This is a genomic window from Levyella massiliensis (assembly GCF_000308275.2).
Taxonomy (GTDB): Bacteria; Bacillota; Clostridia; order Tissierellales; family Peptoniphilaceae; genus Murdochiella; species Murdochiella massiliensis_A.
In genome coordinates this window covers 337,695-363,436 of the sequence record NZ_HG529490.1, presented here as the reverse complement: position 1 = coordinate 363,436, position 25,742 = coordinate 337,695, and the positions used below count along the sequence as shown (strand labels likewise).

The window sequence follows — 25,742 nt, the reverse complement described above, 5'->3', positions numbered from 1 at the left end:
CCTCGTTCAATTCACCATCAGGCCTTCGCGGAGTTTTGGTCGTTGTCCTCGCCGATGCGCAATCGACGTTCTCTGCCTTCCAATACGCGAGCGATCGGCGTAGCTACCACGGCCGCAAGAATGGCTTCAGGAATCCCATTCCCAATTACCGTTGACATAACCATCGCAGCAACGGCCTGCGTTGTAATATTTTTAACTTCAGCCACGCGACCTGCGTAAATCAGATACAGAGTTCCCATAACCATTAGCGTGTGCATCACAGTTCCGATCAGTGCCGGCAACGAATAATGCACAATCATATTCTGCTTTTTCCAGCGCGTGGATAAATAGCCCACAATCACGCCAAAGAGCACACGTGGAACGACACTGATGAGCGGATTGGCAAAAGCGAAGGACATCGGTCCCGAAAGGCCTTGCAAGGCACGTAGCATCGAGTTTAAGCCAAAAGCTAACCCCAGGATGAAACCATACGGTACGCCTCCCATGATGGCGCCCAACACAACAGGAATGTGCATGGTCGTAATTTGAATGGGACCGATCAATACATAACCAAATGGCAAATAGCTTAGAACCAGCATCAATGCGATCAGTACGCCCAGACGGGCCATGTTACGTCCGTTAAAAAATCGTTGATTCATTTTTTCCTCCGATCCGGCTCACAAAGGATGCCGGTCTGTTCGGGCTATGCCCCGATTCCCCCGCTATTATTTGGATTTTTTCGCAGAGGACTGTTTTCTATTCTCCAAGCTTGCCCGTACCAATCCCGTAAACAGTGGATGTGGTGCATTGGGGCGAGACTTGAATTCAGGATGGAATTGCGCACCAATAAAGTACGGATGTTTCGGAATCTCAATGATTTCCATCAGGTTCTTTGCGAGCTGAATGCCGCTAAAGACCACGCCATTCTGCTCAAACATCTCTTTATATTTATTATTGAATTCATAACGATGGCGATGGCGTTCCACAATGTTTTTCTGGCCATAAAGCTGATGTGCCAGCGTATTTTCTGTCAGCGCACAGTCATTGTTGCCAAGGCGCAACGTGCCGCCGCGGTCGATATTCTCGGATTGTCCGTCCAAGAAGGTGATGATCGGATTCTTCGTTTCCGGATCAAACTCCAGCGACGAAGCATCTCGGATGCCCAGCACATCGCGTGCAATCTCAATGCAAGCGATCTGCATACCCATGCAGATGCCCAGATACGGTACATTGTTTTCCCGAGCATAGCGCACGGTTTCAATCATGCCGTCTGTACCACGCGATCCAAAAGCACCGGGAATAATGATGCCGTCATAGGCACTTAAGATTTCTTTGGCATTCTTTGCCTTTACGGTCTCGGAGTCGATGTAACTTACTTCGACATTTGCGCCGATATGATAGCCGGCATCACGCACGGCTTCCACAACCGAAAGATAGGAATCGCCAAGGGCGGTATATTTGCCTACTAAGGCAATCGAAAGCTTTTCTTTCGCCGACTTAAAAGACTCGCACATCTTGGCCCAATCTGCCGTATGATCTTCACGCGTCTTCAAATGGAAATGACGCAGAATATATTGATCCAGCCCCTGCGCCTTGAAGACCAAAGGCACTTCGTAGATCAAATCCACCGTTTTGGATTCTACCACCGCTTCACGGGGTAAATCGCAGAACAGACAAATTTTCTCATACACATCTTCCGTAATGGGATGATCCGCGCGCAAAATGAAGACATCCGGCTTAATACCGTAACTCATCAGTTCCTTAAAGGAGTGCTGTGCGGGTTTTGTCTTTAATTCATCCGTGCCTGGAATTGTCGGAATCAACACCGTATGCAAGAACATCACATCATCGGAATTTTCGGAATGGATCTGACGAATCGCTTCGATGAAGGGTTGTGATTCAATATCGCCCACCGTCCCACCGATCTCTGTGATAATGAAATCCGCTCCCGATTCTTCTGCGACAGAGTAGATCTTTTCTTTAATCTCATTGGTCACATGCGGAATCACCTGCACGGTTTTGCCTTCGTAATCACCGGCTCTTTCCTTTCGGATGACATTCGAATAGATACGCCCGCTCGTAACCGAAGAGTTCTTGGTCAGTTCCTCATCGATGAAGCGCTCATAGTGACCCAAGTCCAGATCCGTTTCGCCACCGTCGCGGGTAACAAACACCTCACCGTGCTGGTAGGGGCTCATTGTACCCGGATCCACATTGAGATACGGATCAAACTTCTGCATAAATACCGAATAGCCGTTATCCTTGAGCAATCTGCCCACGCTGCCTGCGCTGATGCCTTTGCCGATACCGGAAACGACGCCACCGGTAACAAAAATAAATTTTGCCATGCTCCCCCTCCTGCGTTATTACTTCTCCGGAGCCTCTTTCTTATCCTCTTCGGACAAGGCTTCGTTTTCTCCGCTTTCTTTGGCTTTATGCTCATCCTCAGTTTTCTTGTTCTTCTTACGATCCAAGGCTTCCTTTTCTTCCAGCCATGCCGATTCTTTTCCCAGCTTAAAAACGCGAATCCGCTCATTAATCTCCGTCATATGTAGACGACCGATCTGCAGAACCTGTCGTGTTTCGGCTTTCCCGCGCTCTTTCGTAATGATGACCAAGTTGCCGGTTTTCGTATCCCAAGCCCATTTGCGCATTTCATTCCAGGTAATATATTTATTATCCGCAAAGAGGCCTTCCGGCGATACGATCACGCGATTGCGCGATGAAAAATAGAACGTAATGCCCAACAATACCATGATCAAGCCACGGACGTATTCGCCCTGCCAAGTCATCGTTAGTATACCGAACAGTATGATAATGCCCATCAATACGAGGTTGATGGATTTCGGACGTGTGGCATAGGAATATTTCGGTTGCTGCAATTTCTTTTCGATTTTAATGCCGCGGAATACCTGATACAACAGGAAAAGAAGCATGCCGACATAGAGTAAATCGATTACCGTAAGCGTTGTGCCGAGAAGATGAATGCCCGGCATCTGGCCTGCTTGTTGTGTTTGTTTGGCTGCTTGCGAACTCATAATGCAATTTCCTCCTTTTCCTCATACGCCACACCGTATTCTTGGAAAAGCTCCTCAAATTCCGCCGCGTGCATCGTTTCTTTTTCCAATAAGCGTTTCGCCAATGCGTCAAGCATTTCCCGATTCTGACGCAGGATCTCCATAGCCTTTTCGAGCGCATTCGTCATGATCGAGCGCACTTCTTTATCAATGGCCTGCGCTGTCTCATTCGAATACGCACGAACCTGTCCCAAATCGTTGCCTAAAAATACATTGTTTTTGTTTTCTTCGTAGGTGACGGGACCGAGAGCTTTACTCATGCCGTATTTCACCACCATATCCCGTGCCATCTGTGTTGCTCGTTCAATATCGTTCGAGGCGCCGGTGGAAATATCATCCAACACCAGCGCTTCTGCCGCTCGTCCGCCGAGGAAGGTTACAATTTCCGTCAGCATTTCATTGCGCGACATGAATTGGCGATCGTCATGTGGCAAAAAAGAGGTGAACCCGCCGGCATAACCGCGCGGTACAATCGTAATCATATTCACTTTATCCGTATTCGGCAGGGAGCGCGTTACAATCGCATGGCCACCTTCATGATACGCCGTAAGCACACGTTCCCTTTCAATCACTTCACGGGATTTCTTTTCCGGACCGGCTACCACTTTAATGGCCGCCTCCTCAAAGGTATGCATATCAATCACGCTCTTCCCTTCGCGTGCGGTAAGAAGCGCTGCCTCATTGGTCATATTTTCCAAATCCGCCGGGGTAAAACCTGCCGTCTGGCGCGCGAGGGCATCATAATCAATATTTTCCGCGGTCGGCTTATTGCGCGTATGCACTTTCAAAATAGCCTCACGCGCTTTGGCATCGGGCATACCCACCATCACTTGTCGATCAAAGCGGCCCGGGCGCAGTAACGCCGGATCCAAGATGTCCGGACGGTTCGTTGCCGCCATAATGATAATACCTTCGTTTTTATCAAACCCATCCATCTCAACGAGCAATTGGTTGAGCGTTTGTTCGCGTTCGTCATTGCCACCGCCAAGGCCTGCCCCGCGGCGACGTCCCACCGCATCAATTTCATCCACGAAAATAATGCACGGTGCATTTTTCTTGCCTTCCATAAAGAGGTCACGCACTCGGGACGCACCTACGCCGACGAACATCTCAACGAAATCCGAACCGGAAATCGAGAAAAACGGTACACCGGCTTCTCCGGCAACTGCCTTAGACAGATAAGTCTTACCGGTTCCCGGAGGGCCTACTAACAGAACGCCCTTCGGAATGCGAGCACCTAAATTAATGAATTTACGCGGGTTCTTCAAAAACTCGACGATTTCTTGTAATTCTTCTTTTTCTTCTTGTAAGCCTGCCACATCGTCAAAGGTAACTTTTTTGCCTTTATCCTGATGCAGCTGCGCTTTACTCTTTCCAAAGCTGTTCATGCCACTGTTTTGCATGGAGGTGCGCTTGAAGAAGGTATACATCATAAAACCGATCAACCCCAAAAAGAGCATATCCGGTAGCATCGTCAAGAACGGATTCGGTTCCGGAATGGACTGAAAGGCCATTTCCACGTTTCCCTCTTCCACCTGTTTACTTACATGTTCCTGATAAAACGTGGAAAAATACTCCTGCGGAATAACGACTTCGAAGGGCGTATTGGCTTTATCTTTGAGAACGCCACGCAGCTTGTCTCCCTGGTAAACCAGGCTTTTGACGTCTCCTTTGTCCAAGTGCGTAATTAATGCATTATGCGACATGGACGTTTGCGCTGACTTATTCGCATTAAAAAACATAAAAATCAGTGCAATCATGAGAAGCGGCAACAGATAGCTGATGAGCATTCCCACATTGTTACGATTCGGGGTTTTCTTATTCATTCCACTTTCCTTCCCTGCCAAACACTAGTCACGATAATAAATCGGATTGAGTGTGCCGATGAACGGCAAATTCCGCAATTTCTGATTAAAGTCCATGCCATAACCGATCACATACTCATCCGGAATATCAAAACCGACATAATCGCCTTGAATATCCGTCACCCGACGTTCTGCTTTGTTGAGCATGCAGGCAACCTTCACACTGTGAGCGCCACGCGATAGCAGATTATCTACGAGATAACTGAGGGTATAACCTGTATCCACGATATCTTCTACAATCAGCACATTCTTGCCCATTATGGCTTGTTCTAAATCTTTAATAATACGCACATCGCCACTGGAAACGGTGTTGGAGCCATAACTGGAAACCGACATAAAATCAATCTCCACATCCAGTTTAATTTGTTTTAAAAGGTCGGCCATAAACACAGAGGCACCCTTCAAAATCCCCACCACGAGTAAATCCGCATTTTCCTTCTCGTAATCTTTCGTGATGGCTGCGCCCAATTCCTCAACGCGCGCTTGAATTTGTTCTTCGGTGAACAGAATGCGATCAACGTATCTCAGTAAATTATCTCCACTCATACCCTTCTCCAATTTATGGTCACCATTGCTTGCCCGACCTGTACTTTTCGCACTGCACTGCGTCCTAATCCGGGAACCCACAGAATATCTTTTCCATCGGTTACGACCGGCCAGTGTTTTCGCAATAGCGATGGGACGTGCCAGGCATTCCACATCTTTCGCAGCGGTTTTTGTCCGCCGCCAAATTTAATAAAAAGATCCTCCGACAGCGCAAAACGCCATTCCAAACCGCTGAGTCCTTCTGCATTCAGGGCACAGCATGCGGCAGGCAGAGACGCCAAAGAGGATACCGTAGCAGGGGTCGCCTGTGCTTGGAATGTCATCGTCCAAAGGCCAAAACGACTCGTCACCTGCTGCATATGGGATTGAATCGGAAGAGAAAATGGGGTTTCCTCCTCCGTTTCGAGAGTCATAAAACGCTTCTGCTTTAAAGCGTGTACTCCCTCGAAATCAGTTAAAAACATGATACCATAAAGTCCGAGCCATTTACCCGTCGGTTTCGAAAAATAGCCACGAATCTCTTCAATATCACGAAAGAGAAGGGAAATCGGCTCTATTTTTTTGTCTTTTGCCAAGGAAAAGACCCATTGACGGATAACACGGCGTTGTAGCGCTATCGGCAGCGCTAAAAACGCCTGGCGCGGTAAAGCCATGCTTTTTAGCAGATGGGCATTGCGCGCCAGAAGGGAGCCAGAAAAAGGATCCTGACCTGATTTCGGTTCAACCAGCTTTGCCAAGCAAGCAGCCGCCGTGTCTTCCATATAATCGGATTCATCCGCCACAATGACACCCAAACGAAGAAGAGCATCATCCAACGCAGGATTCACATCGTTACGCAGCTGCGGCAAAATATCCAACCGCAAGCGATTACGCGTCGCCTCTCGCTGCCCGTTCGTTGCATCTTCACGCCACGATTGCTGTCTCTCTTGCAATGCACCAATAAGCTTTTGTTTGGGCACAAAGAGGAAGGGGCGCAGGAGCCAATACGATCTGCGTTCCTCACACGGACGCATGCCGGCCAAGCCGTCCGTACCGCTCCCCCGGCAGATGTGGAGCAATATGCTCTCCGCCTGATCTTGGGCGTGATGCGCAAGAAGCAATAGGGGTTTTGCTTGGTCTGAATCGTGTTCGTTTCGGATCTGCTCTTCAAAAAAAGTATACCGTACGTTTCGAGCAGCCGTCTCAATGGAAGTGCCGGTGTCTTTTGCGTGTTGCCGCACGTCAAAATGACCCACGGCCACGGATAAACCGTGATCTTTCGCCCATGCGCACACAAAGGCTTCATCCGCATCGGAGGCTTGGCCGCGCAAACCATGGTTCACATGTAAGAGCACGGGGGCTTCGGGTAAAAAGCCTTCCTGCCACAACGCATCCGAAAAGGTGGCAAGCGCCATGGAATCCGCTCCACCGGAGACAGCGCAATATAGGCGGCGTGGTACCGTCAGAAACGGTTTAAGCAGGGAGCGAAGCGCCGCATAGCCGTCTTCACGCTCCATCATTGCTGCGAGGATTCAACCGGCCGTTCCTCTGCCGGCGCTGTCGTGCCATAGCCCTGTGCCGATTGATCCGAAGTGCCTGTAGCCTCTTCCGACAAATTGGATTGTGACGCCGGCGGTTGATTCGACTGCTGTGCACGATATTTGGCCAGCGCTTCCTCATTCACCTTTACCTGTCCGTCCTTCATCTCCATCAGAATTTCATTCGGACGCAACATGCCCAATTTTTCATGCGCATATTTTTCGATAAATTGATCGGTATTCACAATTTCGAGCTGACTTTTCAAATCGTTGACCGAAGTCTGCAGCGCTTCTCTCTGCGCTTCTAACGAAGACTGCATAGCCTTGGTTTCACTCAATTGATGCGATGTGCTGCGCAAGGTCAGTGCGGTAGGAATGAGAATGATCAGAAGCAGGGCTAAAAGAGCCAATACACCAACGCTGGAGCGGTTGAATGTGGTCCTTTTTTTATGGCCACGTGCGGTGCCGCGCGCCTTTATAACAGCATCGTTGCGGAAGTTTCTTTCTTGCTTATGACCGCTACGATTACCGGCGTAGCGAACGTTACGAGTTTCTCTTGTGTTTTCCGATTCCTGCCATGCCCGACGGCTCTTACGGGAGGGATCCCCCTTGGGCAGAATGGATTTAAATTGGCTCATTCCTCTTCTCCTATCAATCGATACATATCCTGTGCCTGTTCCTTGCGCACCGTTTCCGGTACTGACGCCACCTCGAGCGTCATTTTTTTATTGCCAAACGCAATTTGAATCATGTCCCCCGGGGCCACATCCGTACCTGCTTTAGCCACACGACCGTTTACTTCAATACGGCCGCCGTCAGCTGCCTCTTTGGCCACCGTTCTTCGTTTTATAATGCGTGAATTTTTTAAAAATTTATCTAAACGCAAAAAAGCCTCCTCTTCTGCTTCGAAACGGATCCGTTAGAACCGACCACTGGAACCGAAGCCTTCCTGCCCGCGTTTTGTATCGCTTAAATCCTCACTCCACTGCAAATCCGCCTGCACATAAGGGATAATTACCATCTGTGCCACACGCTCGCCCGGTTCCAGGCGAAGCGGCTCGATCCCGTGATAATAGAGCGGAATGCGAATTTCGCCGCGATAGTCCTCATCGATAATGCCAATGCCGTTCGATAGCATCAGCCCTTTACGTCCGAGCCCGGAACGGATGGCAACAAGGCCAAATGTCCCCCGTGGAAGTTCCACATGGACACCGGTAAAGACATCGGTATGTTCTCCCGTATGCAATTCTACCGCCTCTTCGTTCATAAAGGGTAAATCCATCCCCGCCGCAAAAGCGTTAGCATACGCAGGCTTTTTTCCGGTTGCGCGGTATCGCATCACCGTTTTTTTCGGCTGCTTCGATTCCGGTTGCGTTTCTTTCATTCTTTCCTCTTCTCTAATGCCATGGCAACGCCCTCTGTCGTTTTGACCGAATGGCTGTTGCTTTGTAACACCCTATCGATCGCTTCGCAAACGCCATCGTCTCCGGCGGAAGCCACCACAACATCGGCGCATGCTTTCAACGATGCATGCGCATTGGCCACTGCAAAGCCGATCTTAGCTTCCTGCACCATAGACACATCGTTTAAATAATCGCCGATAGCTGCGATTTCCTCCCGATCCATTCCCATGGCCTCAGCCAAAACGGTAATACCGTTCCATTTGGAAACGCCCTTTGCCGAAAGTTCCAGCTTATGACGTGAAGATGTCGTCACGTACACGCGCTCATCCGCCTGCCAACGCTGCCAATCTTTTTCATCGGGAGCGCCCCAAGGGTAGTAGTTGAATTTGGTAACGGTCCAAAGCGGCAGTGCTTCCGGATTAAGACGTGTCGGCAAGATGCCGGTCTTTTTTTGCACCCATTTAGCGATGCCTTCAAAGCGCACCAATGGTGTCCATGACGGGACAAAACAGCGATCTTTTTCATACGCAATGAAAAAGCTGTGACGTTCTTTTGCCTCGCGCAACAGATCTTCCAATGCGGAATGATCGATGCCCGCACACAAAAGTTCCTGCCCTTCTGCTGTGGTCACTACCCCGCCGTTGGAGGTGATGGTCGGAATCACCAGATCGTGCTTTTTCAAAATCTTCAAAGCATTGGCCAAGGGCCGTCCGCTCACGAGCGCAAACGTAACGCCTGCCTGTTGCAGACGCCGAATGGCATCTACATTTTTCTGCGAAATGTGGGTGCCGGGTGACAGGGTCCCGTCAAAGTCCGAACAAAACAGTCGAATCATGCGCCCTCCTATCTGGTTTAATAATACCATAGACTTTTGTTGGGAAAAGGCGCAAATGGATACTTCTATGGAATTGTTGTCGGCTTGTCCTTCTTTTTCCCGCATACACAAATTATGCCGTAAAATGGGCATAAGAGAAATAGAACACGAAAGGGAGACTTGAACCCGTCTCCGAAAAAGAAGCATAACGGTATGCGATATAGCCTTACTGCAATACCGTATCAGCGGGAAGGATGGAAACGATGAAGTGGAGAAATCGAGAAGGAAGTTCCAATATACAAAGCGGCGGACGCGGCGTCGGGAAAGCAATCGGGGGCGGCAGTCTTCTTCTGGCTCTGGTGGTGTTTTTGCTCACCGGTAATCCGCTGGCGGCACTTAACATCGGCTTAAACAGCCCTGTACAAGCACCGGCTTCCGGCCATCAGGAAGAAATTCAACTCAATGCAAAAGAGAAAGAATTGTATCAATTTTCTTCCGTCGCACTAAAAGATACGGAAGATGCCTGGACTAAAATTCTTAAAGACTATCGCCGCTCCTATAGTCCCGCAAAAATGGTCATTTTCCAGCAAGGTATTAAAACCGGATGCGGTGTTGCCAGTTCCGGTACCGGTCCGTTCTATTGCGGTCGTGATCGTAAAGTCTACATGGATTTGTCCTTTTATGACACACTGCTTAAAGATTTCAGAACAAAAAATAATAAATTCATTTTAAGTTATGTGATTTCCCACGAGATCGGTCATCACGTACAAAATGAGCTGGGCATTCTGGATGAAGTGAATAAACAGCGAGCCCGCGTGAGTGAAAGGGAACGCAATGCCTTGACCGTACGTTTGGAGCTGATGGCCGACTATTTAGCCGGTGTCGTGGCACGGTATCAGCAGGAGAGCGGCTATTTGGAAGATGGCGATATTGAAGACGCCATTCAAACGGCCTGGTCCATCGGCGATGATACCATTCAAAAACGCGTGCAAGGCCATGTGACACCTGAATCTTTCACGCACGGTTCCAGCCGACAGCGCATGAAATGGTTCAAAAAAGGCTACGAAGCCGGCAATCTGGACGGCTACAACACCTTTGATACGAAGCGGTATCCGACCACAGATTCCCTATAATCCTTTCGTAACAGAGCTTCGACATTGGCATGTCGGAGCTCTTTTTTTGTCACGGCTGCCCTCCATCTCAAAACAAATTCTGGCATTCCTGTTCATAACGTGTATAATACTAAAAATACGCAACCGAATACGCAGGTCGACTTGGGATAAATCGCCTGAGGTCGCGTTTTTTTTTACCAATTTAAAGGAATCGAGGCTTTATCGTGAAGAAAAAATCAGGATTTACAGGGCAAATCGGCTTTGTGTTTGCAGCGGCAGGCAGTGCCATCGGTGTGGGAAATCTTTGGCGTTTTCCCTATCTGGCAGCAAAGGACGGCGGCGGCGTTTTTCTGCTTGTTTATCTTGCGCTCATTCTGACAGTCGGTTTCGTACTCCTGACAACCGATTTAGCCATCGGTCGCCGAACCGGGAAAAGTGCTGTTCATGCGTATGAATCGATGCACAAGAAATGGAAATTTTTAGGTATTTTGACTTTTCTTGTTCCCGTGTTGATTATGACGTATTACTCCGTCATCGGCGGCTGGGTGCTCTACTATATTCGTGTTTTCTTAACCGGGAATTTGCAGTCGGCTTCAAATGGAGGCTTCTTCTCATCCTTTATCTCCTCTTCCGCATCGGTATGGTACAGTCTGCTGTTCATGGCCCTTACGGCGCTGATTGTCTACGGTGGCGTGGAAAAGGGAATTGAGCGCGTTTCCACCATGATTATGCCCGTACTCCTCGTGATGGTGGTCGGCATTGCTCTCTATTCTCTGACCTTGCGTTATGAAACACCGTCCGGAGAGCTGCGCACCGGATTACAGGGCCTTTTTGTCTATCTCAAGCCGAATTTTAACGGCATGACGCTTTCTCGCTTTTTACAGATTGCCTTGGACGCCATGAGCCAACTCTTTTTTTCGCTCAGCGTATCCATGGGTATCATGATTACCTACGGCTCGTATGTGAAAAAGGATGTGGATTTAAATAAATCCGTCTCACTCATTGAATCCATGGATACCGGTGTGGCAATACTTGCCGGAGTTATGATTATACCGGCCGTCTTTGTTTTCTTGGGATTGGACGGAATGTCAGCTGGTCCCGGCCTCATGTTCATCTCCTTACCAAAAGTATTTTTTCAAATGCCTTACGGTGGCCGAATAATCGGACTGGCCTTCTTCTTTTTGACCGCATTTGCCGCTCTGACTTCTTGCATCTCGGTATTGGAATCCATTGTGGCGAACTGTATTGAAATCCTGCACACCGATCGCAAGCGTACCACCATTGTTCTTTCCGCGATCTATCTTGTGGCAACTGCCGTGATCGCCCTAGGCTACAGTCGCTTTTACGTGGAAGTCCCCCTACCCAACGGCAGCATCGGGCAGCTTCTGGATATCATGGACTACATCAGTAACAGCTGTATGATGCCTCTGGTTGCCTTCCTTTCATCGATATTCATCGGTTGGGTCATGAAACCCTCCTGGATCCTTGAAGAAGTTGAACGTGGCGGTAGAGTGTATCGACGCAAACGCCTTTATGCGGTCATGGTGAAATATTTTCTGCCCGTCATTATGTTCATTCTTTTCCTGCAATCCACAGGACTTTTGAACAAGCTCATCCAGTGATGCCATGTGTCCCTTTCATAATCGGCAAAAGCCTCCCGTTTTCCACGGGAGGCTTTTTTTATAACGTTGCTAGGATCTCTTTTAATTTCTCAAACATCACCGTATCATACGGACTGTGCCCGCCGGCTTCCACCAAGTGTAATTTCGCCCTTGGCGATGCCTTCGCCAGCGCATAAGCGCCGGAGGGCGGACAGATGACATCATAGCGCCCCTGCACGATATCCATAGGAATATGCGCATAGGTCTTCGCATTTTCCAACAAATAATTATCGCTCGGATAAAACATATGATGATAAAAAAAGTGGTTTTCCAATCGTGCAATCGAACGTTCTTCATCGCTAAGCGTTTTAGGATCCGGAAAATGCGGCAGCAACGTCACAAGAGAATCTTCCCATTTTGCCCATCGCCGAAAGGCTTCCTCTTTTCTTTCTTCATCCTCTCCCGTCATGGCTGCATGGTATCCGTCCACCACATCCGTCTCTTTCGAAATAAAATCGCGGAAATAGTCATATTGCTCGGGATAAAAGGCGCCTGCTCCGCCGCGATACAGCCAATCCTCATCGGACTTTCTGCCCAAAAACACACCGCGCAGAATCATGTGACGAATACGATCCGGATGTAAAATGGCATAAGTTAATGCCAGCGAGGAACCGTACGAACCGCCGAACACCACCCAGGTATCAATGTTCAAATGCGTGCGAATGGCTTCTATATCGGCCACGCCGCTAAACGGCGTATTTTCTTCCACCGATAAAAACGGCCGGCTTTTTCCGCAACCGCGCTGGTCAAACAGAATCACCCGATACTTTTCGGGAGCAAAAAACGTGCGACAGATCGGCTCGATATGGCCGCCCGGACCACCATGTAAAAAAATAACCGGAATGCCTTCCGGATTGCCGCAATCCTCAACATACAAACGATGCGTAGCATCCACCGGCAAGTGAAACGCCTGACGTACCGGCATATCGTTCTGAATCATTGCCATCAGTTCTCCTTCTTTCTATGCGCAGCACCATACTCGGTGCTTTAAGAGATCGTTTCGCTCTAAGAATTGTAGTCATTCATAAGCAGCCTTGGCAAGTCTTAAAAAAATCTTGACCTGTCATTTTAAATGCTTTAAAATGACAAACCATAAAAATCAATAGAAAAACCTATAGAAAAAACGAGTACGTTTGGAGAAGATCACAGAGAGTAAGCGTTTGGTGAAAGCTTATATCGGAAGCAGGCGGAAAATCCTTTTTCTCGGTGCAAGTCTGAACTACAGTAAGATTTGTCGCAGTGGTATGCGTTATCAATACCCGGCATTGATAGATGCTAGAGTGCTTATTTCGATAAGAAAAAAGGTGGTACCGCGGAAAATTTCGTCCTTTGTCTGTACAGACAAAGGACTTTTTTTATTGATTTTTATAGGCAAAATCCACAGGAATTTATAGGAGGAACATATGTCCAAATTATCCCGAAGTCAGTTTTTGCAACTTTCCGTCATGCTGTTCGGCCTGTTTTTCGGCGCCGGCAACCTCATCTTCCCACCCTTGCTTGGCAATCAGGCGGGAAGCGCGATGTTTCTTGCGTTATTAAGCTTTGCCGTCACGGCCGTTATTTTTCCCGTTCTCGGCACTATTGCTGTCGGAAAAACGGGTGGCCTATCCGTGCTGGCCCGCCGCGTCGGCCCCCTCTTCTCCATCGTCTTTACGACGGCGATTTACTTATCGATCGGCCCCGGTCTGGGTATCCCGCGTGCCGGATCGGTGCCATTTGAAATGGCCATTGCACCCTATCTGTCAAATGATGTCTCCCCGACTTTGGTACGCCTCGTCTATACGTTTGTATTCTTTTCCACCGCCCTTTGGATCTGCTTCAAGCCGAATCAATTGGTAAAGCGCATCGGTAAATATTTAACGCCGGTTTTATTGGTGTTAATCGTAGCCATGTTTGCGCGCCTGATGATGTTACCGAAATCCGTCGCCCCTGCTGTCGGCAATTACGCAAAGGCGCCTGTCGTACAGGGCTTTGTGGCCGGTTATGGCACCATGGACGCCATTGCTGCCCTGAACTTCGGCTTTGTCATCAGTATGGCCGTGCGACGTTTCGGCATCAAAGACGACCATCGTGTCACGCAATATACGAAGCATGCCGGAATTATAGCCGGACTGATGCTTTTCCTCGTTTACGCAATGCTTTCCATGATCGGTATGATATCCTCCGAAACCCTGGCCGGCGCAAAAAACGGTGCCGTCATCTTGAGCCATTCCATGCAGATTGCGCTTGGAGATTTCGGTCTGGTGCTATTAGCTAGCATCTTCACACTGGCGTGCCTCACCACCTGTGTTGGCCTGATCACCTCCGGTGCGGAATATTTCCATCATCTCTTCCATGAAAAGTTGTCCTACCGCACCTGGGTCATCGTATGGACCGGTTGTTCCTTCCTAACGGCCAACTTCGGACTCAATACCTTGCTTGCTTACTCTGTACCGCTTCTTACCGTCATCTATCCGGTATCGCTGATATTAATCGTGATGGGCATGACGCAGGAACGTCTGCACTTCGGTACACTCTCCTATCGCGCCGCTGCCTTCGTCTCTGTTCTTTTCCCGCTATTTGATATGTTGCGCACTACCTTTTCCCTGCAGCTAATCCCGAAAAGTTTGTACGCCATGCTCCCCTTATCGGAAAACGGTCTCGGATGGATGGTACCGACGCTTTTCGTATTGCTGGTTGCCTGTTTGGTAGAGAAATTCTTATTGCCGACGGAAAAATCGCAAATCGCTACGCCGCTTACTGACAACGTTCAGGCGTAACCGTGACGATGCATCGCATTTACGGGTCATCTTCAGCTGTGCCTGTTTTGGCCCGTAAATGCCGGTTTTGCCGACGGGCACATTTTTTCCACTTTAACTTGCAAGGTTGCGTATCGCTTGTTATAATAGGCAAGTAATTCTCGCCGGCATAGCTCAAGTGGTAGAGCATCTGAATCGTAATCAGAGGGTTGAGGGTTCAAGTCCTTTTGCCGGCTTAGAAAAAACCGCTTGGAATTATGAATTCCAAGCGGTTTTGCTTTATCCTTACGTCTTTCGACCTTATTGCTTCTCCGGTTCCGGATAGTCTTCTCCGAATGTCTCAACCGTGACCTTTTGCATCACCACTTCTTCGAGTGGACGATCCCCTGCGTCCGTATCTGTTTCAGCAATGGTATTCACCACATCCATGCCTTCAATAACTTTTCCGAAGGCCGCATATTCGCCATCCAGATACGGTGCGGCTTTATGCATGATGAAGAACTGGCTGCCCGCTGAATTCGGATCCATCGCTCGAGCCATGGAGAGCACACCCGGTTCATGCTTAATGGCATTGGCAAAACCATTGTGGGCAAATTCGCCGGCAATGCAATATCCCGGACCGCCCATGCCGGTACCTTCCGGATCGCCACCTTGAATCATAAATCCCTCAATGACGCGATGAAAGATCAGGCCATCATAGAAGCCCTTCTTCACCAAGGAAACAAAATTGTTCACGGTATTCGGCGCTTTTTCCGGATACAGCTCCGCCTGAATCGTGCCCTGCGCGAGCGTAAACGTTACGATTGGATTTTTCATATTGTCCTCTTTCCGGGAATTCTCTTCCCTTTATTATTGAGGCATCCTATTGATGCTGTTGCGACATACCGACTGAAGTTTCTGTCGGCGAATCAAGTCACTTTAGTGTACCATGCTTACATCCTTTCGCACAGCATCCGCTCGACGTTCGCAGGTTTTACTCGTTTGAAGGATGAGTTTTTCCGTATTATCGCAAAAAGAAGAGCGCCGTTATCGCAACGGCGCTCTTTGGTTTCGGTTCGAAGTACTTTAATACTGTCATATCAATGTTATGCTGATATCCTATTCAATTGTAATCAAAACCATGTTTTCTTTGCCGGATACACTCAATCTATGCACACAGGCCGCTGCCTGATCCGTTCATAGAAACTATTGATTTCCTTTTCTCCGTTCACCGATCCGTCAAGAAGAACGCTGTGCACAATACCCTGTTACGGAAAGTCCGTCTCTCGCTATCTGGTACTTCTTGCTAAATGCAGGGTCATGCTTGGGTTTTGATAGTCAGGCTCTTGAGGGAATTCGGTGATTCCCTCAAGAAAGAATGTTCAGTGTCCAAGGGTCTCACCTCCTTCTTTCTTTGTTATTCCTATAGTACCCGGAAAAAGATTCCCTAAACAGAAAACGATAATTCTTTGTGTTTTTCTCCTCGTCAATGCGTCGATTTTCTTTTCTTCAATATAACTAAACTGATAGCCGTAGCAACGAAACCAAACAAAGCGACATCCAAGATGTGATTTTGCATTTCCCCGGTCTTTGGAGCGTTAACGTTTGTTTTCGTCGGCGTCGGTGTTGGCTTTGGCGTCGGTGTCGGCATAGGCGAAGGTGTCGGCATAGGCGTAGGTGTCGGCGTAGGCGAAGGTGTCGGCGTAGGCGTAGGTGTCGGTGTCGACGTTTCCGGCGGATCTTCCGGCGTCTGAGGAATATCCGGGACATCGCTCGTCGAGTCGGAGCTAAGTGGCAACGAGCTGCTCTCGCTGGAAGAGGAGGAGATTGTTGGTGGGGTGAAAGAAGTTTTCTTTCTATTGGTAATAATAAAGCCGCCGGCCGCATCTCCGGTAATCGTTGTCTGATATCCCTTCAAAGGTGTTTCAGTAACCGTATAGGCAATTGGATTTTCGTTATCATCATTAGTCAATAGCTGGTTAAATGTCCACTTCCATTGATCGTTTGCGGTCAGCTTCTTCGTCTCTTTTACCTTGCCATTTGCTAAAAGCTGGATTTCCACTTCCTTCGCCGCCCGGCCTTTCCAGATTTTTTGTACGGAAACGGAGGTGTAAGGGTTTAGCGACCATTTTCCATAGATGATTTCGTCCTTTGTCACAGGCGCCTGATCCGTGATAGGCTTCGTTAACTTTTCATCATCGCACCAACCGGAAAACGTCCAAGTTCCTTGGCTATCGGTCTGTTTGGATAATTCAGGCGACTTCGCGCGAGGTGTATTGAAAAGATAGTTGTTCTCGTCTACAGGCGCTGGTATCCCTTGGGGAATGTCACCCACAAACGCGTAGCGCACCTGGTGATAAATCGGCTGCTTTATGCGAGTCACGTTAACCGTTTCGCTCTTTGGCTTCGCCGGCGGAGTGTACTTCACGCTGTCGCCGCCGATGCCTTGAATGACGCCTGTAAAATTCTTCCTTTGCGTATAGAACGTATACGTAAAGCCCGTTGTCGCGCCGGTGCTAAACATCACCCAATTATCTCGATCATCACCATCAGGGTTCCCATCATCATCCCCTATCGCATCATAGAATTTGTCGTTCGTTGCATCGTAGTCCAACTTCTTTCCCTTAAGAGCATTATGTGATGCAGGAGATTCCAACTTAACCGCCTGTGTAACGTCAACATCCACAAAAACAAGAATGGGAATGATGGAAATCGGCTCGTCCGTTCCATGTTTTAAAAAGTCCACTTGAATAGTGAGATCGTCGCAGGAATAGTAAATTAACGGTTTGGCCGGGTCTATATCATGTGCAGAATGGTTTTTATTGGGCTTAAGTTCGGTTTTTTTGGCTTCGCCCTCTTTATACGGTGTGTGAACGAGATCAATCCTTTTAATCGTCAGCTTAAAATCAACCCATTTATCTGTAGCGCTATCCTGCAAGACCTTTTCATAGCGAAGCGTATCGCCCTCAGTCAGATAGCCAGGATTTTTAAGATTCGTCTTGATTAGCTTCGTCTCAGAACTCGGCGTAACCACCGATGCGGCGGACATTCTTTGTACCATGAGGGCCAACTGCTTATCCTTAGAAAGTTGTTTTTCCTTGTCGGTTAAAATAAAATTCTGAATATCCCCAAACGTCCACTCTGTCCCCTGGATGTCCTTGAATGAGTCTTTCAATAGCGTTTGATAATCCATATTATTTTTCTTCTGCGCGTTGATGGCGTTATCCAGTGCCTTTATAGCGTCTGTATTGTTGCTCTCGATCGTTGTCTTAGCAGCCGTTAATGCTGTAGCCTTTCCAACGTAAATGGGATCGTTTTTTTGATCGGTAACATTGACCGTTACGCCAAGAGCGGTTGCTTCCTCAATCTTATCCTGCAAAGCCTTCTGATTCTCAATGATCAGGTTTCCCTCGGCATCGTAGTTCACTCCGGGTGGATCTGCTACCTTTTCCGCCTCAACATTATGCGGAAGCATCCCCGCCACCATGCTGACGATCAGCAGCAGCGAGAGTAGTACCCCCCATCGATTTTTGCGCTTCATTTCTAACTCCTCCCCTCACAACAGACTTATCAAACGTACTCTCCTCGACCAGGGTCATATGACCGTAAATTTCAGTTCAAGTATAGCATAATCGCCGATCTTATGCGCGAAATGGTCAGGCGAATTCGATGAGCATATCTATAGAGATACCATTGATGTGAGACCAAGAAGATAAAAAGAGAGAATTCTTGTGCAATGAAAGTATCAACCAAACAATGAAAGGAAGCGCGATTTAAATAAATCAAATTGGTTGCCTTTGTAGACCTTGGGATGGTTAGCGCTCACGGAATATGGGTGCGCCGCGGGCAAATTACGGCGGCTTTTCCAGGTTTTGTCTTTTACCACCGTAAACGCCTTTCTTCAAATCACATAGACTCTATATCGACTTTAAGATGTAGTTAATGTCATCATAGCGCGAATCATCCGACTGCGATCCGATGCTGAGAATCAAATATTCTTTATGGTTTTTTTCAAACAGTACAATGATATTGAAGTCTTGATCCAGGGAACCCGTCTTAATGCCCTTTACCGCAGGATTATAATTAGGATCCTTGGGATTTAAAAAATGATTCGTGTTCTTCCATGCCTTCTGCGTACCATCGCTAAGCGTCACGGCGTAATTCGACTGTGACACAATCTTTCGAAACCACTTCTTTTTTAAAAGCAAATCGCTGACATCTTTCAGCTCGGATACCGTGGTCGTTCCTTCATAATCATAACCACTCGGATCATAGAGATGCGTGTTCTTCCACCCTTGTTTTTGGATATAGGCGTTTAAGTCCTTCAAATATAAAGCGATGCGTTCCTTCGAAGTCTTTGCCTTCGGATGCTTTACTCCGCCCCAATAGTCCGCTACCACGTAGGCCGCATCATTACCCGAAGGTACGAGCATCGCTGCAAAAAGGTCCTGCAACGTATAGGTTTCACCGGCTTGCAGTCGGGCTACCGATGAACCTTTCTTGACATGACTTAACGCAGCTTTCGTGACCTGGACCTTTTGCTTCAGATCCGCCTGTTCCGAAACATACTCAACTGTAAAGAGCTTCGCCAAACTGGCAGGAGGCAGCGGTTTGTGTTCGTTCTTTAATATAAAGGCATCATCGCTTTGCCGATCGATAACCAGTAGGGACTTGGCATTATAGGCACCATGCTCCTTACTCTGCCATTCCCACGTCATATGATGAATTTTATCTTTCACTTCTCTCAAGTTTTCCGGCTGCTTTGCCCATATAAAAAAAGCAAAGCCCAGTATCAATAAAGAGAGTGCTGCCCACCAAAACACATATCGCTTATTCGCGCATTTTTTCGAGGAATGGCCTTTTTTACTGATTTTTCTCATATTTCCAGCTCCTTTTTCTTCTTTTACTCACTTTTACCATAGCGATTTTAGAAGGTCAATGAAAGAAATTATTAAGATGGTGATGTCTCGCGTTGCATGCCCCCTTCTGCAATTTGACACGATTATCAGCCACTCCTAGCTCCCACCGCCGATTCGGCACGCCCTTCGCCCCTTTCATCGCCTCTACTTCAGAAAAAATCGCTTTTTTACGATTTTTCCCTTGTCGAATGCAGATCCTTTCGCTATAATAGGTTCATCGCCTCGGGGAATTAGCTCAGCTGGGAGAGCGCTTGAATGGCATTCAAGAGGTCAGGGGTTCGATCCCCCTATTCTCCACTTGAAGAAAAAAGTCGAACTCGGTGATCGAGTTCGACTTTTTTATGTCATATGCTTTACTGACGTCTTCTTTCGACATGACTTCCATAAACCTAATTTTCGTAGTGTAGAATGAAAATTTTACTTTTCTTGTTGTGTTTTCAAATACTTGGGTACATAAGAACGGTACCAATGAAGCATTATGTTTTAAGGAGTGAATTATGGCCAATAAATACGCAGGAACACAAACCGAGAAAAACTTACAGGCGGCTTTTGCTGGGGAGTCTCAAGCCACTAACAAGTACACCTACTTTGCTTCCAAAGCAAAGAAACAGGGCTTTGAGCAGATTGCAGCGCTGTTTCTGAAGACAGCAAGCAATGAAAGAGAACATGCCAAACTGTGGTTCAAAGCGCTGGGAGGCTTGAACGACACGGCACAAAATCTGGCAGATGCTGCAGCAGGCGAAAATTACGAGTGGACGGATATGTACGACGGCTTCGCAAAGACCGCGGAAGAAGAAGGCTTCCCGGAGCTTGCCGAGCAGTTCCGTGGGGTAGCTGCCATTGAAAAGCATCATGAAGAGCGCTATCGCGCATTGCTGCACAATGTGGAAGCAAAAGAAGTATTTGCCAAGAGCGAAGTTAAGATCTGGGAATGCCGCAACTGCGGACATATCGTCGTGGGAGAAAAGGCTCCGGAAGTTTGCCCGGTATGCCATCATCCGCAAGCATTCTTTGAGATTGCCGCTGAGAACTATTAATTCAAAAAAAAGCAACAGCAAAGAGCATTCGGCGAAAGGGTCGGATGCTCTTTTTCTGTTTTCACTAAAGCCTTTGCGTCTTGACGCGGAGAATGCGTCGAAGCGAAGTGTCCAGGCGTGATTCCGAGATCTGTTTATGATTGACCGCTTGAACAACCGCCTTTACCGCCTTATCCAAATCGTCCGGCATCAATATCATATCCGCGCCGGCTTGAAGAGCGGAAATCACTGCTTCTTCCGGGTCGTAGTTTTCGGTAATGGCCCCCATATTGATCGCATCGGTAATCAAGATGCCTTGGAAATGCATCTCATTACGCGCTAAGTCCATCATAACTTTTTTGTTGAGCGATGCCGGCTGCTCTCCAAAGGCTTGCGGATAGCTGACATGGCCGACCATAATAAAGGGACAGTTCTTAGCGATGGCGTCCTGAAACGGAACGAGATCCGTTTGACGAAGTTCTTCCGGCGTACGGTGTGAAACCGTACGGTTGGAATGCGAATCCTCTGACGTGGAGCCGTGCCCCGGAAAATGCTTATAGGCAGGAAGAACATCTGATTTTTCCAACCCTTGGCAAAATGCCGCACACATTTTAGTCACCAGGGACACATCTGCGCCGAAGGAGCGACTCTTCAGCAACGCATTGTCAGGATTGGAGAGGACATCGGCAACCGGCGCAAAATCGACATTGAAGCCGAGCGTATGCAATTTTCCGCCGATCTGCGTCCCAATTTTTTCGGCTTGCGTAGGATCCTTCGTAAAACCGATCTCTCGCATCGGTGGGATGGGCGTATCGGAAAATGCCGGCTGACTGAAAACGCGAGAGACCGAACCACCTTCTTCGTCCACACAGAGAAAGAGTGACAAACCGATGCGGGCTTTACTGATACTCTGCATCTTCTGCAGCATTTCCTGCGTCTGTTTTGGATTTTTAAGATTTTCTCGATGATAGAGAATGCCGCCCACCGGCAAACGATTAAATGCCTTTTGCGTTGTCTCTCCTGCCTGCACCACCGTTCCGGAAAAATGCGTCAACCCTTCCGGGGTCACGCAAAACAGCTGTGCCGCCTTTTCCTCCAACGTGAGTTTCTGCAAATATGCTTCCGCTTTTTCATCCCAATCCGCATCGCCCGGCGTAGCATCGAAAACGGGCAAAGCAGAATGCGAGGTATCATTCAGATTCTCCTCCTGCTGGTGCGATAGGCCTTGCTCGATACCTTTCTCCTCGGTTTTTGCCGCATTGTCGCAAGATGTAACAACAAAGGTAAGGCAAAGCAATAGGGCAAGCGAAACCCATCGCCACCATTTACTGTTCATATTCACACAGATAGCCCATCTTTCCAGCCATATAGGCATCGCCGGCAGAAGTGACTTGATCGCGTTGATCATTCCACGACCAAACATCCTTAATCTTCCAAAGCATCAGATAGAATTCCGGCGTCCCGTCCAGATCGTTACGTGACGGCTCGCCCGGATACCATACCGCATAGTCAAAGGGTTCGCCGGTAATCCAATGTCCGAATGCGCTGCCATTGCGCACCGATGTATATCCGCCGATCCACAAATAACGAATGCCTTCTTTATCGGCCAACTGCGTACAAGTGTCCATTTCACTCTGCGAAGTGATCGTTGCTAGATGCCCTCCCCGTGCCCGGGCGGCGTCATTGGCCTCTGTCCAAGTAAAGTCGCCTCGAATGATTTCATAGCGACTATTATGTTTCACGACTTCCTGCTTTTTGGCGGGTGTGAAATGTACCATTTGAAACGAAGCGCCCATCGGAGATTTTCCCCCACCATTTTTGTTTCCGTTATTGCCGGAGGCCTTGCCTTTTGCAGCATCCACCACTGCTAAAGAAATCGATCGTTCCGAGAAAGCATCCGCATCTTTGACGGACTCGTACTCCACCGTATAGAGATTTCTTTGATCCTGCGAAATCGTATTCAAAATCTCCTTCATATCCGGCAGTTGATCAATCGTCCAGCAGTGGCCGTTGGTTGCCGTAGCTATTTCATTGAGCGTATTCGCATCCGCTTCGCTCGTACCAATCAGATACACAGGCACATTAAGCTTTTTTGCTAATGAAATTACCTCGTCCAAGGAGTGCGAGCTGGCGTTTTCGATGCCATCCGTAAAGCAAATGACACAGTTGGCTCCCGGACGGGCTGCCGCATTCTGAACGCCCGTGTATAGCGCATCGTAGAGCGCCGTTCTCCCATAGGCCGTCATGTTGCGTATGCCGCCGTGTAACAGAGAAGGATCCCCGGTTAAGGTGGTCATGTACATCAGATACGTATCAAAAGAGATCAATTCTGCCTTGTCGCCGACCGAAAAATCTAAGGAATTTACAAAGTCATCGAGAATGCGCTGCATTTCGCTTAATTCATCAGTCATGCTTTCGGATTTATCCATCAGCAATTCAAAACCGATACCTTCTTTTTGATTGATTTGTTGAATATTGCGTACCGTGCGTTCTATTTCTTTGCCGCTACCGATGCATTCTCGAATGCCCGCTGTCGGGGATTCGAGCACCACATCTTGGTCGTTCTGATCGCGAATGGACACATACAATTTCACTAACGGGTATTGACTGACATCGGTAGAAATCAATTTCATATCCCATGTTCCCGCGGCTTGTCCCAAAGCTTGGTAGATGGACTGATAATCTTTCAGTTGATCCGCAGACCATGTCGCGTTTAAGCCAAAAGCATTGTTTCCTCCCGCCTCAGAATTTTTGTTCTTAAAGGGAGAACTAATGGTGTTTAATACGCCGGCATAATACAGGATGAGAATCACTGAGAGAATCCCTACCGCAATCACTGCAAAGATCGGAAAAACAGCCACTGAATCGTTGTTTTTATCTTGGGGTTCCGATGCCACTTTTGGGGGCACGGGTGTACCGCAACGCGGACAAAATTTTTGCTTCTCATTCAGAGGAGCACCACAATGTTTGCAAAACATAGTCCCTCCTCAACGGATGTAATCCGATGGTTCATAAGAATTCAAAATTTTCTCTTTCGCCTTTTCATATTCTTTTGCTGTCAATATCTCTTCATCAAATAATGCCCGCGCTTCTCGTACACGATCTGCCGGATGCATGAGTTTTGGTTTATCGATAATCTCTTCCTGTTTTATGGTCTTATTCAGGGCATTGAGTCCGGATTCCTTCCATTGCGAAAGGGCATCGCGAACAGGTGAAAGGTTGAAGGGAGTGTCAAAATGCTTGCCTTTTCCAGTTGCAACGCTCTTCCCCGCTTGAAGGTTTTTTCCCACTTGTGTTGTGTTATCGTTTTGAATAAATGGCAACGATTCGCCGTTTTCAGCGTTATTAATTTCAAAAACGGATACCGCTTGCCACCATCGCCCTAAACCGTAATAAATATATAGTTGAATGATCCCTACTACAAAAAGATAAATAAGCCCGAATACTAGGATCGCCATGTAGTCGGAAGCGAAAGACAGCATTCCCGCATACGGTAATAAAGAAGCAATTGTTAGTGCATCGCTGGCCAAAAGGGCGGTAAAAGGCACCCACCAAATGCTGAGAGCTCCTTGATAACTAATCCAGCGCAGTAGCATAATCGACAAAAAAAGTGCCGCGACACCTTGAAGAAGATCCGTAAGCTTGAATCCACCGAATAAAAAAGATCCTAAACAAAGGAGAGCATTGAGCAGGTAAAGTATGCCGATGCCTGTCGGCTTACCCTTGCGCAATAAAAGCCACAAAATGGCAACTACAGAAAAAGGTATGACGTAAGAAAGAACCATAGGAACAATGTACGGCGTGACATAAGCGCCTAATGAAGATGATACGGCTAATATGCCTATTATAATTATTGAAACGACAGAAAGTACAATCAGCGCCAAACATAAGGTCGAAACCGACTTCAAATAAGTATTATCCTTATATGGATTCTTCATCTTTCATCTCCCTCTACAGATAGGGCAGTAATTTTGCCTTTTGCGTCTTAAATTCTTCCTCTGTCAAAATGCCTTCATCCCAAAGTTGTTTAAACTTACGCAATTCATTAATAGCTTCTTGGGAGGTTATAGACGTAACAGGCTGTGAAGCCACTGAAAAGTTCGTGGCGTTCGAAGAAACCGACGTCTTAGGCGAAGCAACAGGCGTTGAAATGTCGATAGGCTGCGCTGTCTTCTTAGAAATAGTTTCCGTTACAACCTCAGAAGATGAAACTTCAACAGCTTCCTTTAAATTTTGACCGCAATTGCCGCAAAAAATGTCTTCCGGCGAAATAACGGCACCGCACTTCGGACAAAAGCCCTGCTTTACATCTGTCATACCACGCCACCTTTCCAAAAAACGTTCTAAATTCGCCCGATGTTTTAAAAACAACATCACTTCAAAAGCAAAGTAGCACAGAATGCCAAAAACAGGTTCGAAAAAGATTCCAAAAAAATTCTAAAACTGCTGCGGAGAGAAAATATTAAAAACTCGAAGAAACATCCTTACGCAGAATCAAAGCCGAGTATAAAAGCATAAAAAAAGAGCCCCATCCGGGGCTCTCCTTTAATTGGCGACTACCTACTCTCCCAGGCCGTTTCCAGCCAAGTACCATCGGCGATGTAGGGCTTAACTTCTGTGTTCGAGATGGGAACAGGTGTATCCCCTGCGCTATCGTCACCATATTGACTTGTCGTTGGAACAAGTCCTCTCCATAACAATGACTCACCTAATCTTAGGCGGTCGAAATAGCTTCCAAGCAATTCGCTTGTTTAGCCATTTCCCAATCGTAATAGGTATTTCTGGTCAAATATTCGAGAGATTAGTATCAGTTAGCTCCACGCATTACTGCGCTTCCACCTCTGACCTATCAACCGTGTTTTCTTCACGGTCTCTTAGAAATCTCATCTCGAGGGGGGCTTCGCGCTTAGATGCCTTCAGCGCTTATCCCTTCCGAACGTAGCTACCCGGCTATGCTCTTGGCAGAACAACCGGTACACCATCGGTTCGTCCATCCCGGTCCTCTCGTACTAGGGACAGCTCCTCTCAAATTTCTTACGCCCACGCTGGATAGGGACCGAACTGTCTCACGACGTTCTGAACCCAGCTCGCGTACCTCTTTAATGGGCGAACAGCC

22 protein-coding genes, 2 tRNA genes, 1 rRNA gene and 2 other annotated features (1 of these 27 only partly in view) are annotated in these 25,742 nt (G+C 47.8%); of the genes, 6 read left to right on the top strand and 19 right to left on the bottom strand.

The features are described 5' to 3' along the window. Positions 1 to 17: 17 nt before the first annotated feature. The 10 genes from BN98_RS01680 to BN98_RS01635 all read right to left on the bottom strand — a co-directional run bounded on the left by BN98_RS01680 (position 18) and on the right by BN98_RS01635 (position 9,222). The gene (locus BN98_RS01680) at positions 18 to 638 is read right to left on the bottom strand and encodes an ECF transporter S component (RefSeq protein WP_019190058.1); all 621 of its coding nucleotides are present in this window, start codon (positions 636 to 638) and stop codon (positions 18 to 20) included. Positions 639 to 704: 66 nt separating this feature from the next. Beyond that, positions 705 to 2,327: a CTP synthase gene (locus BN98_RS01675; RefSeq protein ID WP_019190059.1), complete on the bottom strand. Its 1,623-nt coding sequence runs from the start codon at positions 2,325 to 2,327 to the stop codon at positions 705 to 707. An 18-nt stretch (positions 2,328 to 2,345) separates the two neighbouring features. Next, entirely contained in the window at positions 2,346 to 3,017 is a 672-nt protein-coding gene (locus tag BN98_RS01670; RefSeq protein WP_019190060.1) for a DUF5673 domain-containing protein, read from the bottom strand. Continuing rightward, a complete protein-coding gene (gene ftsH, locus BN98_RS01665) occupies positions 3,014 to 4,882 on the bottom strand; it encodes an ATP-dependent zinc metalloprotease FtsH (RefSeq protein WP_019190061.1) in 1,869 nt (622 codons plus the stop codon). The genes BN98_RS01670 and ftsH overlap by 4 nt, the downstream gene beginning before the upstream one ends. A gap of 24 nt (positions 4,883 to 4,906) precedes the next feature. Next, positions 4,907 to 5,467, bottom strand: coding sequence for a hypoxanthine phosphoribosyltransferase (hpt, locus tag BN98_RS01660; RefSeq protein ID WP_019190062.1), 561 nt, complete (start codon positions 5,465 to 5,467; stop codon positions 4,907 to 4,909). After that, the gene (gene tilS, locus BN98_RS01655) at positions 5,464 to 6,963 is read right to left on the bottom strand and encodes a tRNA lysidine(34) synthetase TilS (RefSeq protein WP_195891098.1); all 1,500 of its coding nucleotides are present in this window, start codon (positions 6,961 to 6,963) and stop codon (positions 5,464 to 5,466) included. Before tilS ends, hpt begins: the two co-directional genes overlap by 4 nt. Further along, positions 6,963 to 7,622 carry an FtsB family cell division protein gene (locus tag BN98_RS07800; protein WP_019190064.1) on the bottom strand — a complete coding sequence of 220 codons (660 nt, stop codon included), beginning with the start codon at positions 7,620 to 7,622 and terminating at the stop codon, positions 6,963 to 6,965. Before BN98_RS07800 ends, tilS begins: the two co-directional genes overlap by 1 nt. After that, positions 7,619 to 7,870: an RNA-binding S4 domain-containing protein gene (locus tag BN98_RS01645; protein ID WP_019190065.1), complete on the bottom strand. Its 252-nt coding sequence runs from the start codon at positions 7,868 to 7,870 to the stop codon at positions 7,619 to 7,621. Before BN98_RS01645 ends, BN98_RS07800 begins: the two co-directional genes overlap by 4 nt. 33 nt (positions 7,871 to 7,903) lie before the next feature. Beyond that, positions 7,904 to 8,368, bottom strand: a complete 465-nt coding sequence (gene dut, locus BN98_RS01640) for a dUTP diphosphatase (RefSeq protein WP_019190066.1) — start codon at positions 8,366 to 8,368, stop codon at positions 7,904 to 7,906. Next, positions 8,365 to 9,222 (bottom strand): HAD family hydrolase, encoded by an 858-nt coding sequence (locus BN98_RS01635; RefSeq protein ID WP_019190067.1) that lies wholly within the window; start codon positions 9,220 to 9,222, stop codon positions 8,365 to 8,367. The genes dut and BN98_RS01635 overlap by 4 nt, the downstream gene beginning before the upstream one ends. 242 nt (positions 9,223 to 9,464) lie before the next feature. Between BN98_RS01635 and ypfJ the strand changes: the two genes are divergently transcribed. Together ypfJ and BN98_RS01625 are read left to right on the top strand one after the other, a co-directional pair. Next, positions 9,465 to 10,334, top strand: a complete 870-nt coding sequence (gene ypfJ, locus BN98_RS01630; protein WP_040942503.1) for a KPN_02809 family neutral zinc metallopeptidase — start codon at positions 9,465 to 9,467, stop codon at positions 10,332 to 10,334. Between the two features lie 200 nt (positions 10,335 to 10,534). Next, a complete protein-coding gene (locus BN98_RS01625; protein ID WP_207636721.1) occupies positions 10,535 to 11,935 on the top strand; it encodes a sodium-dependent transporter in 1,401 nt (466 codons plus the stop codon). Between the two features lie 58 nt (positions 11,936 to 11,993). Here the strand turns inward: BN98_RS01625 and pip are convergent, their stop codons facing one another. Beyond that, positions 11,994 to 12,920, bottom strand: coding sequence for a prolyl aminopeptidase (gene pip, locus BN98_RS01620; protein ID WP_019190070.1), 927 nt, complete (start codon positions 12,918 to 12,920; stop codon positions 11,994 to 11,996). Positions 12,921 to 13,079: 159 nt separating this feature from the next. Beyond that, positions 13,080 to 13,307: a binding site (T-box leader), on the top strand. Positions 13,308 to 13,377: 70 nt separating this feature from the next. Between pip and brnQ the strand changes: the two genes are divergently transcribed. Continuing rightward, positions 13,378 to 14,733 (top strand): branched-chain amino acid transport system II carrier protein, encoded by a 1,356-nt coding sequence (brnQ, locus tag BN98_RS01615; RefSeq protein WP_019190071.1) that lies wholly within the window; start codon positions 13,378 to 13,380, stop codon positions 14,731 to 14,733. A 142-nt stretch (positions 14,734 to 14,875) separates the two neighbouring features. Beyond that, positions 14,876 to 14,948: transfer RNA gene (locus BN98_RS01610), tRNA-Thr, on the top strand. A 64-nt stretch (positions 14,949 to 15,012) separates the two neighbouring features. Here the strand turns inward: BN98_RS01610 and BN98_RS01605 are convergent. From BN98_RS01605 to BN98_RS01595, 3 genes are all read right to left on the bottom strand, one after another. Continuing rightward, positions 15,013 to 15,528, bottom strand: a complete 516-nt coding sequence (locus tag BN98_RS01605) for a peptidylprolyl isomerase (protein ID WP_019190072.1) — start codon at positions 15,526 to 15,528, stop codon at positions 15,013 to 15,015. A gap of 649 nt (positions 15,529 to 16,177) precedes the next feature. Continuing rightward, the gene (locus BN98_RS07795; RefSeq protein WP_019190073.1) at positions 16,178 to 18,232 is read right to left on the bottom strand and encodes a Cna B-type domain-containing protein; all 2,055 of its coding nucleotides are present in this window, start codon (positions 18,230 to 18,232) and stop codon (positions 16,178 to 16,180) included. A gap of 376 nt (positions 18,233 to 18,608) precedes the next feature. After that, on the bottom strand, positions 18,609 to 19,571 hold the full coding sequence (locus BN98_RS01595; RefSeq protein WP_019190074.1) for a D-alanyl-D-alanine carboxypeptidase family protein: 963 nt from the start codon (positions 19,569 to 19,571) through the stop codon (positions 18,609 to 18,611). Positions 19,572 to 19,834: 263 nt separating this feature from the next. On the opposite strand from BN98_RS01595, the gene BN98_RS01590 reads away from it, so the two are divergent. Both BN98_RS01590 and rbr read left to right on the top strand, forming a co-directional pair. Further along, a tRNA-Ala gene (locus BN98_RS01590) sits at positions 19,835 to 19,907 on the top strand. Between the two features lie 200 nt (positions 19,908 to 20,107). Continuing rightward, complete coding sequence (gene rbr / locus BN98_RS01585) at positions 20,108 to 20,647, top strand: rubrerythrin (protein ID WP_019190075.1); 540 nt, start codon at positions 20,108 to 20,110, stop codon at positions 20,645 to 20,647. Positions 20,648 to 20,711: 64 nt separating this feature from the next. Here rbr and BN98_RS01580 read toward each other — a convergent pair whose 3' ends face one another. The 5 genes from BN98_RS01580 to rrf form a co-directional block, all read right to left on the bottom strand. Next, positions 20,712 to 21,962: a glycoside hydrolase family 3 protein gene (locus BN98_RS01580; protein WP_019190076.1), complete on the bottom strand. Its 1,251-nt coding sequence runs from the start codon at positions 21,960 to 21,962 to the stop codon at positions 20,712 to 20,714. Beyond that, positions 21,952 to 23,604, bottom strand: coding sequence for a VWA domain-containing protein (locus tag BN98_RS01575; RefSeq protein WP_019190077.1), 1,653 nt, complete (start codon positions 23,602 to 23,604; stop codon positions 21,952 to 21,954). Before BN98_RS01575 ends, BN98_RS01580 begins: the two co-directional genes overlap by 11 nt. 9 nt (positions 23,605 to 23,613) lie before the next feature. After that, the gene (locus tag BN98_RS01570) at positions 23,614 to 24,564 is read right to left on the bottom strand and encodes an SHOCT domain-containing protein (RefSeq protein WP_019190078.1); all 951 of its coding nucleotides are present in this window, start codon (positions 24,562 to 24,564) and stop codon (positions 23,614 to 23,616) included. Between the two features lie 13 nt (positions 24,565 to 24,577). Then, positions 24,578 to 24,943: a zinc ribbon domain-containing protein gene (locus BN98_RS01565; RefSeq protein WP_019190079.1), complete on the bottom strand. Its 366-nt coding sequence runs from the start codon at positions 24,941 to 24,943 to the stop codon at positions 24,578 to 24,580. Between the two features lie 230 nt (positions 24,944 to 25,173). Further along, positions 25,174 to 25,290, bottom strand: a 5S ribosomal RNA gene (rrf, locus tag BN98_RS01560). Between the two features lie 117 nt (positions 25,291 to 25,407). Next, positions 25,408 to 25,742, bottom strand: a sequence feature (mutual gap in cmsearch alignment for this rRNA model is longer than 100) (it continues 1,620 nt past the right edge of the window).